Raw genomic sequence first — 14,793 nt, 5'->3', positions numbered from 1 at the left:
TGGCGGTGCCACATTCAAAACCAACGCGCCTGACACACCGCTATCGCGAGCAGGCTCACTCCTACAGGGGCCTGCGGTAACTCCCACTATTTTGGAACACCCCCATGAAGATCACCCCGATCCTCACGCAACTGCGTGGGCAATGCCCTGGCCTTGCCAATCACATTTCGGTGGGCCTCGATCTGGCCTTGCTGCAAGGCAACCCGGATCTGCCAACACCTTCGGCCCACGTGCTGCCAAGCGCCGATCTGGCCAGCAACAGCACCACACAAAACCTCATCACCCAACCGATCCGCGACCGCTTCGAAGTCGTCCTGGTGCTTGACGCCAGCGACGCTACAAAAGCGCTGGATCTGTTGCACGACCTGCGCGCCGAACTGTGGCGCGCGGTGGTGGGGTTCAAGCCCGATTCCGACTACAGCGCCATCGTTTACGACGGCGGCGAGATGGTCTCGATCAACAGCAGCCGCGCCTTCTACCGGCTGCGCTTTTTTGCCGAGTTCCAGCTCGGCCGCAATCTGCCAAGTCAGCCTGCGGAGAGTTGGCACGAACGCGAACTGGACGGTTTGTCGTCCTTTACCGGGGCCACCGTGCGGGTCGATGCGATCGACCCGGCCGACCCCAACCTGAAACGCCCGGGCCCCGATGGGCGCGTGGAAATGACTTTCTCTGGAGACGTAACCCCATGAGCAATCGCATCACCGTACTGCCGGCCGAAGGCCGCGTTGTACCTGACCCGGAGGCCGGCGATCTGCTGCCGCTGGAAGGCCGTGAAGTGCTGGACAGCGCCTGGTGGCGCCGACGTCTGGCCGACGGCGATATCACCCTCAAAACCGCACCAGCCAAACAAAAGGGAGCCAAATAATGGCGATCGGATTCAGCAACATCCCCGCGGACATTCGTGTACCGCTGTTCTATGCCGAAATGGACAACTCGGCCGCCAATAGCGCGAGCTCGACCCTGCGTCGTTTGATCGTCGCTCAGGTCAACGACAACATCGCCCCGACCGAAGTCGGCAAACTGGTGTTGGTCTCCAGCGTTGCGCTGGCCAAAAGCATCGGTGGTCAGGGCTCGATGCTCGCCTCGATGTACGAGACCTTCCGCAAGGCCGACCCGATCGGTGAGATCTGGTGCCTGCCGCTGCACAACACCGAAGGCGCGATCGCCAAAGGCGTGCTGACCCTGACCGGCACTGCCACTCAGGCTGGCGTGCTCAATCTGTATGTCGGCGGCGTGCGTGTGCAAGCCACCGTGGTCAACGGTGCCACTGCTGCGCAAGCAGCCACCGCACTGGCACAGAAAATCAACGCTACCGCCGACCTGCCGGTCAGCGCTGCTGCTGCCGAAGGTGTGGTCACCCTGAGCGCCAAATGGACTGGCGACAGCGGTAACGACATCAGCCTGCAATTCAATCGCCTGGGCAAGAGCAACGGCGAAGATACCCCGGCCGGCCTGACCACTGCGATCACCGCCATGACTGGCGGCGCCGGTGTGCCGGATCAGGTGGCGGCAATTGCCGCGCTGGGTGACGAGCCGTTCGAATTCATCGCACTGCCATGGTCCGATCTGTCGACCCTCAACACCTGGCAAGCAGTGATGGATGACAGCACCGGTCGCTGGTCCTGGGCCAAGCAATTGTTCGGTCACGTCTACAGCGCCAAGCGCGGCACCGTCGGCACACTGGTTGCCGCCGGCCAGGCGCGCAACGATCAGCACATGACCATTCAGGCGCTAGAGCCGGGTGTACCGCAACCGTTCTGGGTGCAAGCCGCCGCACTGGCTGCACGCACCGCCGTGTTCATCTCCGCCGACGCTAGCCGTCCGACGCAGAGCGGCAGCCTGCCGGGCGTTGATCCGGCGCCGGCCAGCGAACGCTTCACCCTGACCGAGCGTCAGTCGCTGCTCAACTACGGCATCGCCACCGCGTACTACGAAGGCGGCTACGTGCGCATCCAGCGCTCGATCACCACCTACCAGAAAAACGCTTACGGCCAGGCCGACAACTCCTACCTGGACAGCGAAACCATGCACCAGTCGGCGTTCATCGTGCGTCGTCTGCAAAGCGTGATCACCAGCAAATACGGCCGCCACAAACTGGCCTCCGACGGCACCCGTTTCGGCGCCGGCCAGCCGATCGTGACGCCTGCGACCATTCGCGGCGAGCTGATCGCGCAGTACGCCAAGCTCGAACTGGAAGGTCACGTCGAGAACGCCGAGCTGTTCGCCGAGCACCTGATCGTCGAGCGCGACGTGCAGGATCCGAGCCGCGTGAACGTGCTGTTCCCGCCGGATTACATCAACGGTCTGCGCGTGTTCGCACTGCTCAACCAATTCCGTCTGCAGTACGACGACGCGGCTTGATCAGCGCGTTTGACGGCAAGTTTTCAGCCCACCTCGCGTGGGCTTTTTCATTCAAGGGAGTAACACCATGGGTCAACTGATTGCAGGCACCTGCTACGTCAAAGTCGACGGCGCACAACTGACCATCAATGGCGGCTGCGAAGCCCCGCTGATGGCGGTCAAACGCGAAACCGTCGTACCGGGTTTCTACAAGGAAACCGACATCGCGCCGTCGTTCAAAGTGACCGCGCTGCACACCGCCGACTTCCCGCTGAAGAAGCTGATCGAAGGCACCGACATTACCGTCACCTGCGAATTCAGCAACGGCAAAGTCTACGTGCTGGCCGGTGCGTATCTGGTCGAAGAACCAGTCTCCAAAGGCGATGACGCCACCATCGAGCTGAAGTTCGAGGGCATCAAGGGGACCTGGCAATGAGCGGCGCCGTGAAGCTTCAGGTTGCGATCGAAGCTCACGGCGAGCCCCTGACCGAACTCGTCCTGCGCCGTCCGACGGTGCAGGAAGTGCGAGCGATCAAGGCGCTGCCGTACAAGATCGACAAGAGCGAAGAAGTCAGCCTCGACATGGACGTGGCGGCCAAATACATCGCCGTGTGCGCCGGCATTCCGCCGTCGTCGGTCAACCAGCTCGATCTGGCTGACCTCAATGCGCTGAGCTGGGCCGTTGCGAGTTTTTTCATGAGTGCGGCGTCGGCGCCATCACCGACCTGATCGCCGTCGCCTATGACCTGGCCTGGTTCTGGAAGGTTGACCCCGAACAGATGATGGCCAGGCCACTGGATGTGCTCCGCGAATCGCTGGAGCACGCGCAACGGATCAATGCGATGCAGCAGGTGCAGTGATGGCAGAAGAAACCAAAGCTAAAGCGTCGGTGTTGCTTACCGGCATCGATGAACTGTCGCCCAAACTCGGCGCTTTGCGAGTCAAGGTCGAGAGCTTCAAGAACAACCTCGAACAGGCCGGCCTCGGCAAACTGGACATCAGTGGTCTGTTCAAGGGCGGCAGCGTGATCACGCCGTTTGTGGACGGGATCAAATCGGCCGCAGCGTTTCAGGGCAAATTGACTGAAGTCAGCGACACGGCAAAAACCGTCGACTTGCCCGCCACACCGAAAGTCGCTGCGCAAAACATGAACGTGTTCAGTGCGTCGATGGAAAAGGTTTCCGCAGCCGTGGACGCGGCACTGGTGCCGGCGGTGGGGGCGTTGGTGGTCGGGCTGGAACCGATGCTGACCCAGGTCAGCAGTCTGCTCGCCGACAACCCGAAACTGGTCGAAGGCCTAGCGGCGGGGGCGATTGCCTTCTCGGCGATGCAAACCGCCGTCACCGGCATGACCCAAGTGATGGACGTGATGAGCATGGTGCTCAAGACCAACCCGATCATGCTGATCGCCATGGGCATCGCGGTGGCGGCCGGTCTGATTTATGCCAACTGGACGCCGATCAGTGCTTTCTTCAAAGGCATGTGGGAGGGCGTGAAAAACATCGGTGCGAGTGCGATGGCGACGTTGCGCTCGATCCTCGATTGGCGACCGCTGGATGCACTGGCGGCGCTGTGGTTACCGGTCGCGGAGTTCTTCTCGGGCATCTGGGACAAGGTAAAAACCGTCACCGCCCCGGTGATCGACTTCTTCAAATCGGTGTTCTCGTGGACGCCCGCCGGCATGATCCTGGAAAACTGGGCGCCGCTGACCGGGCTGTTTTCGGCGATCTGGGAATTGCTCAAGGCCTTGAGTGTGCCGGTGATGGCGTTTCTCAAAGGTCTGTTCGACTGGACACCGTTGGGGATGATCATCAATAACTGGGGGGCGATCACCGGGTTCTTTGCCTCGATATGGACGGCGCTGCAACCGGCGGCGCAAGCCATCAAGGACTTCTTCGGCACGTTGTTCGACTATTCCCCGCTGGGGATGATCGTCAACAACTGGGGCGCCATCGTGACCTTCTTCGAACCGATCTGGGCCGCGTTGCAAACGTCGGCGCAGCAGATCAAAAGTTTTTTCCAGAGCTTGTTCGAATGGTCGCCGCTGGAACAGATCGCCATGTACTGGCAACCGATCAGCGAAGTGTTTTCGGCGCTGTGGGGCGTGGTGCAAGCGTTGGCCGCGCCGGTGCTGGAGTTTCTGCACACCATGTTCGAATGGACCCCGTTGGGGCAGATCATCAAGAACTGGGGGCCGATCACCGAGTGGTTCGGCGAGTTGTGGCAAAAGCTGCAAACCGTGATCGCGCCGATCAAGGAGCTGTTCGACGGCGGCTTTGCCGGACTGATCGCCAAGGTTACCGGCAAGGTTGAAACGTTCACCGAAGCGCAACGCCAGACCAATGCCGAAGGCAAAGGAGAGCTGGCGCCGGCGTTCTTCGGGGCAAGTCCTCAAACATCGGCCAACGGTGCGCTGCAGGGTGGTTCGTTACCGCAAAGTTCTGGCGCCCTGATCCAGCAAAGCGCGGCCAACAACCGTACGCAACTCGAAGGCGGCCTGACCGTGCGCTTCGAAAATGCGCCGGCCGGGCTGCGCACCGATCAACCGCAAACCAATCAACCGGGCCTGGCGCTGTCTTCGCGCATCGGCTATCGCTCGCTGTCGATGGGAGGTTCCAATGAACTGGCGTGACCGCTTGTTGCCGGCATCCTTTCGTGGTGTCGGCTTCTGGATCGATCAGGCGAAAACCCCGGTCGGTCGCAAAGGTCAGTTGCATGAATATCCGCAGCGTGACCTGCCGTTTTTCGAAGATCTCGGTCAGCAGGCCAAGACCCACGACGTCACTGCATTCATCATCGGCGCCGATTGCCTGGAGCAGCGTGACAAGCTGCTCAAGGCATTGGAGGCGGGCAGTGGTGAACTGGTGCATCCGTGGCTCGGACGCCTGCAAGTCAAGGTCGGCGAATGCGACATGACCCACACCCGCCAGGACGGCGGGTTGGTGACCTTTACCCTGAAGTTCTATCCAGACCAACCGTTGCCGTTTCCGACCGCTACCGTCAGCACACAGAAAGTGTTGCTGGCCAAGGCCGACACGCTGTTGGGTTCGGCGGTGGCACGCTTCGAGCAGGCGATGACGTTGATCAAGGCTGCGCGGATCGGCATCGCCAATCTGCGCAACAGCCTCACCGGGGTTTATGAGGTGATCAAAGAACAGCTCAAGCCGCTGATCGAGCAGTACCGGCAGATCACCGAACTGGTCAAGGCAGTGAAAGAGTTGCCCAAGGAAGTGGCGGCTGAGTTCAAAGGTTTGCTCGGCGATATCAAAGAGCTCAAGGCATTCGCGAAGGAGGGCTACCGTGGCGTGATTGCCGACGTCTCCCAACAACTCGAAGCCATCCGCAAGGCGGATGCACCGAAGATCACCACCGGCAAGGACACCAACGCCGCGGCGCAGGCCATGGCCGATCTGGTGCAGGACACGATGCTGGTCAAAGTGGCGCAGTGGGTGGCGTCGATGCCAGTGGCGACCCCCGCGGTGAAACTGTCGTCGACACCTTCGGTGGCACATCAGGCGGATCAACCGGTGACCCGTCAGGAAGTACCGGTGACCGACGAAATGAAAGCGCTGCAGAAGGCGGTCGGGGTGGCCATTGATCCAATGCTGGACAAGGCCGATCCCAAGCACCACCAGGCAATCAACGATGTCAAGGAAGCGCTGCTGGCGCATCTCAAGGCAGTGGCGTCATCCGGTGTGCGACAGGTCACTAAATCGTTCCAGGAAAGCCTGCCGGCGTTGGTTGTGGCCTACAAGCAATTTGCCGATGCCACACGAGTGACTCAAGTGACTCAGAGCAACGCGATGAACCATCCGGGCTTTTCACCCAACGACGTGAAAGTGTCCAGGGAGTGAGCCATGAGCGAGATGGATAACCGCGTCACGTTGACCGTCAACAACATGGAATACGGCGGCTGGAAAAGCGTGGAAATCACCGCTGATCTGGAGCGCCAGTTCCGCACTTTCAAACTTGACATCACCTGGCAGTGGCCGGGGCAGACGGTGGACCAGCGGATCAAGCCGGGTGACCCCTGCGAAGTGAAAATCGGCCAGGACCTGGTGCTCACCGGCTATGTGTTCAAGGCGCCGATCCGCTATGACGGACGCCAGATCAGCCTGACCATCGAGGGCAGTTCCAAGACCCAGGACCTGGTCGATTGCGCCGCCAGGAACACGCCGAACCAGTGGCAGGAACAACCGCTGCTGAGCATCGTTCAGGCGCTGGCGATGGAGTACGGGCTGATGGTGGTCAATGAAATTCCCGAGACCGCGCGGCTGACCAAACACACGATTGTGCCGGGTGAAACGGTGTTTCAGTCGATCGACCGTTTGCTCTCGCTGCTGCGGGTATTTTCCACCGATGACGAGCAGGGCCGGCTGGTGCTGGCCAAGCCGGGCAGCGGTGGGCGGGCCAGTGATGCGCTGGAGCTGGGCAAGAATATTTTGTCCGCCAGCGCGTCGATGGATTACAGCCAGGTGTTCTCCGAATACCGGGTGATCGGCCAGCAAAAAGGTTCGGACAAGAAGAGCGGGGCGGCAGTCAGCGAGGTTGAATCCAGCGCGACCGATCTGAGCTTCAAACGTCGACGCACCACGATCATCAACGAGGGCACCGCGCTGACGTTCGAACTGGCCCAGCAACGCGCCCAGTGGGAAAGCGCCACCCGTATGGGGCGGGCGCAGACCACCACGTATCAGGTGCAGGGCTGGCGCCAGGCCAACGGTGATCTTTGGCGGCACAACACGCTGGTCAAAGTCACGGATCCGGTGCTTGGGTTTGATGGCGACATGCTGATTTCCAAGGTCACTTATTCGCTGTCGGCGCAAGGCTCGGTGACCACCCTGCAAATGGCCCCGCCGCACACCTTCGATGCCAATCCCAGCCCTCCTAAAACAACCTCATAGGCCCGGAAAAGATCGCAGCCTTCGGCAGCTCCTACAGGTGTACGCCGATCTTATGTAGGAGCTGCCGAAGGCTGCGATCTTTTGACCTCGGCCCGTTTCTTACAGGAACCAAGCATGAGCCTACTGACACGCCTGCTGGCGCGCGGCACTGTCGTGCTCGCCAATTCGGCATCCAAGCTGCAATCGCTGCAAATGCGCCTCACCGCCGGTGAAGTGAACGACGACATGGAACATTTCGAACCCTACGGCTTCACCAGCCATCCGCTGGCCGGCGCCGAGGGCGTCGTCACCTTCATCGGCGGTGACCGATCCCATGCCATCGCCCTGGTCATCGCCGACCGCCGCTATCGCTTGCAAGCGCTGGCCGCTGGTGAAGTGGCGATCTACACCGACGAGGGCGACAAGATTCATTTCAAGCGCGGGCGGATCATCGATATCGAAACCGCCACGCTGAACATCCGCGCCAGCAGCGCGGTGAACTTCGATACGCCAGTGATCAATCAGACCGGCAAGATCGTCTCCAGCGGCGATCAGCTCGCCGGTGGCATCAGCCAGATCAACCACGTGCATGTCGGCGTACAGGCCGGCAACGGCCAGACCGGCGCGCCGGCAGGAGGCAAGTGATGCTGATCAGCCCAAACCTCCACGCCGCGCTGACCCGCGCCGTGCTCATCAGCCTGTTCACCTGGCGCCGCGCCGCCGATGACGACGCCCTTGACGACGAAGAGCGTTTCGGCTGGTGGGGCGACACGTTTCCCACCGTTGCCGACGACCGCATCGGCTCGCGGCTGTGGCTGTTGCGCCGGGTCAAGCTGACCCGACAAACGCAGATGGACGCCGAGTTCTATGCCCGCGAAGCCTTGCAATGGCTGATCGACGACGGCCACTGCAGCGCCATCGACATCATCAGCGAACGCCTCGACGCCCAGCGCCTGAACCTGCGCACGGTCCTGACCCTGGCTGACGGCGAACGTCTGGACATCAACCCCGATAACAGTTGGCAGGTGATCTATGCCGTTTGAAACCCCTTCGCTGCCGGTGCTGATCAAGCGCACCCAAAGCGACCTGGCCGGCGATTCGCTGCGCCAGTCCGATGCGCAAGTGCTGGCCCGTACCCTCGGTGGCGCGGCTTATGGTCTGTACGGTTATCTCGACTGGATTGCCGAGCAGATCCTGCCGGACAAGGCCGATGAATCGACCCTGGAGCGCATCGCCGCACTGCGTCTGAATCAACCGCGCAAACCCGCGCAAGTCGCCAGCGGCAGCGTCAGTTTTACCGCCACTGCCGGTGCAGTGCTGGACGTCGACACGTTGCTGCAATCGAACGACGGTCGCACCTACAAAGTCACCGCCGCGCGCACCACGGTCAACGGCAGCAACACCACTACCATCGCCGCGCTGGATGCCGGCAGCCTCGGTAATGCCGACGCCGGTCTGGCGCTGACACCGGTGCAGCCAATTACCGGTGTGGTCGGCACCAGTTTTGTCGTGCTGGCGCCGGGGCTCAGCGGCGGCGTGGCACGGGAAAGTCTGGAATCGCTGCGCTCGCGGGTGATTCGTTCCTACCGCGTGATTCCCCATGGCGGCTCGGCCAGTGATTACGAGACCTGGGCGCTGGAAGTGCCGGGCGTAACGCGCGCCTGGTGTCGTGGTGGCCTGCTCGGGCCAGGCACGGTGACGGTGTTCATCATGCGTGATGAAGACCCGCAACCGGTGCCCAACGATGAGCAATTGGCGGAGGTTCAGGCGTACATCGAACCGCTGCGTCCGGTGACTGCGGAAGTGCACGTACAGCGGCCGATTCAAGTGCCGGTGGTGTATCGCTTCAAGAGCGTCAATCCGGACACCACCGCTGTGCGCGCCGCCGTTGAAGCGCAGTTGCGCGACCTGCACAACCGCGAGGCCGACCTGGGTGTGCCGCTGCTGATCAGCCATATCCGCGAAGCCATCAGCAGCGCCGGTGGTGAGTACGATCACACCCTGACCGCGCCGGCCGCTGACGTGCCTGCCGGGCAAAGCGAACTGCTCACCTTCGGAGGTTGCGTATGGGGGGCATAAGAACCGCCGCGCAATATCAGGCGCAACTGCGCGCCTTGCTGCCCAGTGGCCCGGCGTGGGACCCGGAGCGTGTGCCGGAACTCGAAGAAGTGCTGCAAGGCGTCGCCGTCGAACTGGCCCGCCTCGATGCCCGCGCCGCCGACCTGCTCAACGAGATGGACCCGGCCGGCGTCAGCGAACTGGTGCCGGACTGGGAGCAGGTGATGAACCTGCCCGACCCGTGCCTGGGCGCCACGCCGCTGTTCGACGACCGCCGCCTCGCCGTACGCCGGCGCTTGCTCGCGGTCGGCAGCCAGGCTGTCGGTTACTACCTCGACATCGCCAAAAGCCAGGGCTACCCCAACGCGACCATCACCGAACTCGAAGCCCCACGCATGGGCCGCTCGCGTTTTGGCTCGGCGCATTGGGGCACGTGGGAAGCGCAGTTCATGTGGACGCTCAACACCGGCGGCCGCTTGCTGCTCGGCCGGCGTTACGGCGCGAGCTACTGGGGCGAGCGTTTTGGCGTCAACCCGGGCTCGGCGCTGGAATGCCTGATCCACCGCAGCGCCCCGGCGCACACCAAGGTGCACATCAATTATGACTAGGGAGGCATGAGCCATGGATTATCCGAACAGTGTTCCCAGCGCCGGCTTGGTGAACGGGAAGTTTGTCGATGAGAACCCGATGACCGGAACCCCGGGATCGCTGATTCCGGCGGACTGGGGGAATGGGGTTACGCAGGAAATCATCAACGTGATCAATGCCGGGGGGTTGACCCCGGACGAGAAGAAATACGATCAGTTGTTGCAGGCGATTCAATCGGTGACGGCCAAGGGCTGGAATCAGGATCTGGCGTTGCCACTGGTGGCGTTGCCGCTACCAACGGTAGCCACTGCCGATGGCCGGCTGACGGTCAGCCCGGCAGCTGCCGCTACCAGCGGTGGCAAGGTTTCGATCGCGGCGGGTACGTTTATCAGCCTGGGGCAGGAAGTGGTGAATGGCCAGTTGGGCCGCTCGCGCACTTTTGTGACATCGGCCTGGAGCAGCGTGGATCTGTTGCCCAGCAGCCACTACTTTCTGCGCGCGCAAGTTTCCGGTGGTGCGCTGACGTTCTACGTGCAGCGTGGCAACATTCATGACGTGACGCCCGAGTCGTTGAAAGGAACGGTAAACGGTGCCGCCGGTGGTGGGTTCCAGTCAACGGCACTGGACATGTGCCTGGCCTGGGTCGTGACCGGCGCACCGGGTTCGGTGCCGACGGTGCGAACGATTTACAATCGTGCCCGCTTGACCTGGACCCAGACCGTCAACGGGACCGGCGCGATTTTCCTGCCGCTGGATCCGCACGCACGTTCTGCCCGATTGGTTGCCGGCAATCCAACGCCGTCCTCGACGGCAGTGACGTCGGTTGCCTTTCCGTCAACGGGATGGGCGGGCGGTAACTATTGCTTCCTGTCGCCCATTATTGCGGGAAGTTCCAACAACCCCGGGGGCTGGAACCCGGCAACGGTTTCCCCTTGTGTGTTGTTTACCAACAACATCGTTAACGACGTGACGGTTTCAACCCTGGCCGCCAGTTTCGACCATGCCAATCTGCGCTCGTTGTGGCAGTGCTATCAGGCAGAACACAACCTTGGTCAGTCGAACGCCGACAGTGATGAGCTGTTACTCAGCATGGGCATCAAGAGCCACCCTGTCACCGACTACAGCGTCGGGATTGCGATCAACTTTGCAGACGCCGTGAACGTCCAACTGTCGTGGGAGCTTATTCGATGATCGTGATTCAGGAACTTCATCAGTTCGACGGCGAAATGCGCCTTCCTCAACCTTCTGCCGCCCATGACTGGGACGGTGAGAAGTGGGTCGTGAACGGCGATAAGCAGGCTGTGCTGAACGAGCAGGAAACTGAACGTCTGTGTACCAAAGTCGACGCCACCGCCGACAACATCCGCACCGCGCTGGCCGGCGACCCCCTCAAAGCCTTGGAGTACGCCCAGGCCGCCGCTGACGCGCAGGCTTATCAGGACGCCGGTTACCCGAAAAAGGAAGTGCCGCTGTCAGTCGCCGCGTGGGTTGTCAAAGGGCGCACGGCCAAACAGGCCGCCGAGCAGATTCTGAGCAAGGCCCATCAACTGACCGACCATCTGCTGGCGCTGCGTACGCTGCGCCTGAAAGCCAAAGCGCAAATTCGCGCACAGGCCGCCAAGGGCAACATGGATCTGGCGCGCAGCGCGGGTGAGGAAGCTTTGGTCGCCATTCGCGAGCTGGCCAGCGGCCTTTCCAACTAAGCCGAAAAGCCTCCGTTCAGCGTCACCCAGGCCCACTTCGTTGTGGGCTTTTTATTTTCAGAAAACGGACCGTGGACAGGCGCGCAGAAAAAGCTGTGTCGACGCCGGTCATTTGTCATTTCAAAGGAACGAGCAACCTATGGATTATCCAAAAAGCGTCCCCAGCGTCGGCCTGGTCGATGGCCGCTTCGTCGATGAAAACCCGGTGGCGGGTACGCCGGGGTCGTTGATTCCGGCGGTGTGGGGCAACAGTGTCACTCAGGAGATTCTGAGTGTGATTACTGGTGGTGGGTTGGTGGCTTCCGAGGCGGATACCGGGCAGTTGTTCAAGGCGATTCAGTCGATTGTTGGCAGCGCTAGTCCGATGCGTTCGGTCATTACTCGGGTTGGCACGTCCAGGTCATTGGCCATTGAAGAGCTGGGCCTGGTTCTGATCGATGCCGGGGCCGGTGCACTGAACGTCAGTCTGCCGCCGGCCAATACCAGCCTTGGGGTGCGCGACATCATTGTGCGGCGTGTCGATAACAGCGGTAACCGCTTGGTTGTGAGAAGTTCAACAGGCGATGTGATTAGGTTTCACACCCATTTGAATGCTGCGGGCTATCCGTTTCTCGTGTTGATGGGCGCCGGTGACTGGTGGCATTTACGCAGCGATGCAGCGGGCAATTGGTGGCCGGTCGGTCGTCTGGATGGATCCTCACTCGGCTACATAGCCTTTGAAACCACACTGGCTGTACTGCCCGGTGGCTATGCCGCGCTGAATGGTTCTTTACTGAATCGCTCGGAATGGCCTTGGCTCTGGGATCACGCGCAGCAGTCAGGCATGTTGCGTTCCGAGGCGGATCGAGGCGGTGCGTGGACGCCTGGAGACGGCGCCACCACTTTTCGCCTGCCAGAAGCCCGTGGTGAATTTTTGCGCGTTCTGGCCGAAGGCGGTTTGGTCGATTCCGGTCGTGCGGCGGGATCCTGGCAAAAAGGCTCTTTAGTTCAGGGCGACAATGGTATTGGCGACAATATTCTGTTTGCGACCCACATCAGTACCCAGAAAGCCCAGCTGGGTTTCGATATGGGCAACTACGTCGATTACGCGGGCGCCACCGTCAAATACATCACGCCTTCAGTGCCGGTTACGCCAATCACGGATGCTGATTTGCTGAACCACGGCGGTATCACGCGTCCTCGAAATATTGCCTATCCGGGTCGAATCAAACTTATCTGAGGTGCCCATGTTTAATTATCTGACTGATCATCTGGGATGTTTGACCGGCCCTGTCGAGTTTGATGTCACCCCCGGTCTTGGTGTTCAACTGCCGAGTAATGCCGTTCAACTTTCATTCGAGCTGCCGTCGCCCGAAAGCGGGCGAGTGTGGACACTGGTTAACAATGTTCCTCGAGAGCTGACAGACCGGCGTGGTGTGGTTTACCGCAAACATGATGGAGTCAGGCAAGTATGGACCGAACTGGGAGAGTTGCCTGACACCCTTACAACAGAGCCGTGGCCAGGGGAGTTCCATGTCTGGCGCGACAACGCCTGGCTATTGGATGAGCAGGCTCGCTTGGCGAGCGTAAGACAGCAATGCCTCGTTCAACGCGACGCGTTGCTTCGCGACGCCGTGCTGCGCATCGCGCCCCTGCAATATGCCGAAGACATCGGCGATGCCAGCCATGACGAACAACTGCTGCTGATCGAGTGGAAGCTCTACAGCGTCGAGCTGAACCGTATCGAAAAACAGGCCGGTTTCCCCGATGAAATTACCTGGCCAGTCGCACCCGGCACGGCCATAGCCAAGTGACTTCAGCACAGGGAACAGTGCAATGGACTATCCAAAAAGTATTTCCGGCGTGGGGCTGGTCAACGGCGGCTTCGTCGATGAAAACCCGGTGGCTGGCACACCGGGGTCGTTGATTCCGGCGGTGTGGGGCAACAGTGTCACACAGGAGATTCTCAACGCAATCAAGGCCGCCGGATTGACCCCGGATGAAGCCAAAACCGATCAACTGGCCACCGCAATCGGTGCACTGGTCGACTTCAACAAACTGAAAAATACCCCAACCACGTTGGCCGGCTATGGCATCACCGATGCAGTGGGACGGTTGCTGGCGGTCAGGCAGTTCGAATCCGTCGGTATCACGCTTTACAAACCCCATCCCCGAGCGAAACGCATACGTGTGCGCTTGGTCGGTGCGGGTGGTTCCGGTGGAGGCTGTGAGCCCGTCCCCGCCAATAATCACCGAATCGGTGGTGGCGGTGGTTCCGGCGCCTATGCGGAGAGTCTCTACGACGTGACCGCGCAAATGCTGGCTGGCGTGCCTGTGTCTTTGGGAGCTGGCGGCGCTGCAGTCAATACGACCGGGATGACCGGGGGCGGCGCTTCCTTCGGCACCTATATGAGCGCCGCTGGCGGTGCCGGCGGGCAAATCCTTTCATTCCCGGTGACAGCAACGACGGTCGGTTTCGTCATGGGCGGTGCTGGCGGACAAATCGTCACGGGTGGTGGTTTGGCCAACGCTCGTGGCACCCCAGGTGAGTTCGCGATGTACAACTTCAATTGGGGTGTGGTTTCCGGGGCCGGGGCTGCCAGCCCGTTTGACGGTGGTGGCACACGTGTAGGCGTCAATGGAAATGGCATCTCCGGCGGGCGAGGCTCCGGTGGCAGCGGCTCCTGCTCGACAAATGCTTCCGCTTCCGTCGTCAGCGGCGCCGGCGGCAATGCCTTTTGCGAAATCTGGGAGTACGAATAATGGCCGTTTATGCACGGATCGAAAACGGCGTGGTTGTCGAACGGATCGACACCGGTGACTACGCAATCAGCCAACTGTTTGCTCCATCTTTTGTTGAGTCGATGGTTCGAGTGCCGGATGGTGAGGCGGTCGAAATCGGCGCGCCGATCAGTGAGTTGCCGACAGCTGCCGACCCACTGCCCGCGCAGCAAAGTCGGGTGGTCCTCCAGGCGCCGGTTGCTGTAGACCAAGCGCCTGCCCCAGCGGAACGCAGCTGGCGTCAGGCATCCCTTTCAGCGACCGAATGGCTGGTCACTCGCCATCGCGATGAGCAGGAACTGGGGCGCGGAACCTTACTCAAGGCTGCGCAATACCTGGAACTGCTTGAGTACCGGCAAGCGCTGCGCGACTGGCCTGATTCGGCTTTTTTTCCCGCAACGGATTCCCGACCGTCAGCACCGCTTTGGCTGGCCAGCGTGATTGGCTGAGGCCTGCGCACC

The 14,793-nt window shown here is 61.2% G+C and carries 18 protein-coding genes; all 18 read left to right on the top strand.

Annotated elements, in window-relative coordinates; all coding sequences use genetic code 11:
• The first annotated feature begins 104 nt into the window (after positions 1-104).
• A complete protein-coding gene (locus tag ACM6IN_RS19230) occupies positions 105-689 on the top strand; it encodes a hypothetical protein (protein WP_414916539.1) in 585 nt (194 codons plus the stop codon).
• Complete coding sequence (locus tag ACM6IN_RS19225; protein WP_007908782.1) at positions 686-865, top strand: DUF2635 domain-containing protein; 180 nt, start codon at positions 686-688, stop codon at positions 863-865. The genes ACM6IN_RS19230 and ACM6IN_RS19225 overlap by 4 nt, the downstream gene beginning before the upstream one ends.
• Positions 865-2,361 carry a phage tail sheath subtilisin-like domain-containing protein gene (locus ACM6IN_RS19220; RefSeq protein WP_095112479.1) on the top strand — a complete coding sequence of 499 codons (1,497 nt, stop codon included), beginning with the start codon at positions 865-867 and terminating at the stop codon, positions 2,359-2,361. The genes ACM6IN_RS19225 and ACM6IN_RS19220 overlap by 1 nt, the downstream gene beginning before the upstream one ends.
• A 67-nt stretch (positions 2,362-2,428) precedes the next feature.
• Positions 2,429-2,776, top strand: coding sequence for a phage tail tube protein (locus ACM6IN_RS19215; protein WP_007908779.1), 348 nt, complete (start codon positions 2,429-2,431; stop codon positions 2,774-2,776).
• Positions 2,773-3,069, top strand: a complete 297-nt coding sequence (locus ACM6IN_RS19210) for a phage tail assembly protein (protein WP_007908778.1) — start codon at positions 2,773-2,775, stop codon at positions 3,067-3,069. The genes ACM6IN_RS19215 and ACM6IN_RS19210 overlap by 4 nt, the downstream gene beginning before the upstream one ends.
• A 130-nt stretch (positions 3,070-3,199) precedes the next feature.
• Positions 3,200-4,972: a phage tail protein gene (locus tag ACM6IN_RS19205; RefSeq protein WP_414916538.1), complete on the top strand. Its 1,773-nt coding sequence runs from the start codon at positions 3,200-3,202 to the stop codon at positions 4,970-4,972.
• A complete protein-coding gene (locus ACM6IN_RS19200) occupies positions 4,959-6,194 on the top strand; it encodes a DNA circularization protein (protein WP_007908775.1) in 1,236 nt (411 codons plus the stop codon). Before ACM6IN_RS19205 ends, ACM6IN_RS19200 begins: the two co-directional genes overlap by 14 nt.
• 3 nt (positions 6,195-6,197) lie before the next feature.
• Positions 6,198-7,244 (top strand): phage baseplate assembly protein, encoded by a 1,047-nt coding sequence (locus ACM6IN_RS19195; protein WP_095112476.1) that lies wholly within the window; start codon positions 6,198-6,200, stop codon positions 7,242-7,244.
• Positions 7,245-7,358: 114 nt separating this feature from the next.
• A complete protein-coding gene (locus ACM6IN_RS19190; RefSeq protein ID WP_007908773.1) occupies positions 7,359-7,868 on the top strand; it encodes a phage baseplate assembly protein V in 510 nt (169 codons plus the stop codon).
• Entirely contained in the window at positions 7,868-8,266 is a 399-nt protein-coding gene (locus tag ACM6IN_RS19185) for a phage GP46 family protein (RefSeq protein ID WP_093436478.1), read from the top strand. The genes ACM6IN_RS19190 and ACM6IN_RS19185 overlap by 1 nt, the downstream gene beginning before the upstream one ends.
• On the top strand, positions 8,256-9,302 hold the full coding sequence (locus ACM6IN_RS19180) for a baseplate J/gp47 family protein (protein ID WP_007908770.1): 1,047 nt from the start codon (positions 8,256-8,258) through the stop codon (positions 9,300-9,302). Before ACM6IN_RS19185 ends, ACM6IN_RS19180 begins: the two co-directional genes overlap by 11 nt.
• Positions 9,290-9,889, top strand: a complete 600-nt coding sequence (locus ACM6IN_RS19175) for a YmfQ family protein (RefSeq protein ID WP_007908769.1) — start codon at positions 9,290-9,292, stop codon at positions 9,887-9,889. The genes ACM6IN_RS19180 and ACM6IN_RS19175 overlap by 13 nt, the downstream gene beginning before the upstream one ends.
• Positions 9,890-9,902: 13 nt before the next feature.
• Positions 9,903-11,060, top strand: a complete 1,158-nt coding sequence (locus ACM6IN_RS19170; protein ID WP_007908767.1) for a hypothetical protein — start codon at positions 9,903-9,905, stop codon at positions 11,058-11,060.
• Positions 11,057-11,572, top strand: coding sequence for a phage tail protein (locus ACM6IN_RS19165; protein WP_414916537.1), 516 nt, complete (start codon positions 11,057-11,059; stop codon positions 11,570-11,572). Before ACM6IN_RS19170 ends, ACM6IN_RS19165 begins: the two co-directional genes overlap by 4 nt.
• Before the next feature lie 139 nt (positions 11,573-11,711).
• Positions 11,712-12,791: a phage tail protein gene (locus tag ACM6IN_RS19160; RefSeq protein WP_320335695.1), complete on the top strand. Its 1,080-nt coding sequence runs from the start codon at positions 11,712-11,714 to the stop codon at positions 12,789-12,791.
• A 7-nt stretch (positions 12,792-12,798) separates the two neighbouring features.
• Complete coding sequence (locus ACM6IN_RS19155; RefSeq protein ID WP_414916536.1) at positions 12,799-13,365, top strand: tail fiber assembly protein; 567 nt, start codon at positions 12,799-12,801, stop codon at positions 13,363-13,365.
• 22 nt (positions 13,366-13,387) lie between these two features.
• Positions 13,388-14,314 carry a hypothetical protein gene (locus ACM6IN_RS19150; RefSeq protein ID WP_414916535.1) on the top strand — a complete coding sequence of 309 codons (927 nt, stop codon included), beginning with the start codon at positions 13,388-13,390 and terminating at the stop codon, positions 14,312-14,314.
• Positions 14,314-14,781: a phage tail assembly chaperone gene (locus ACM6IN_RS19145; RefSeq protein WP_414916534.1), complete on the top strand. Its 468-nt coding sequence runs from the start codon at positions 14,314-14,316 to the stop codon at positions 14,779-14,781. Before ACM6IN_RS19150 ends, ACM6IN_RS19145 begins: the two co-directional genes overlap by 1 nt.
• Positions 14,782-14,793 lie beyond the last annotated feature (12 nt).

This window comes from Pseudomonas sp. IT-P395, from assembly GCF_949767675.1.
Taxonomy (GTDB): Bacteria; Pseudomonadota; Gammaproteobacteria; order Pseudomonadales; family Pseudomonadaceae; genus Aquipseudomonas.
The sequence above is the reverse complement of the archived record's forward strand: the minus strand, read 5'-3'. Positions and strand labels throughout refer to the sequence as shown.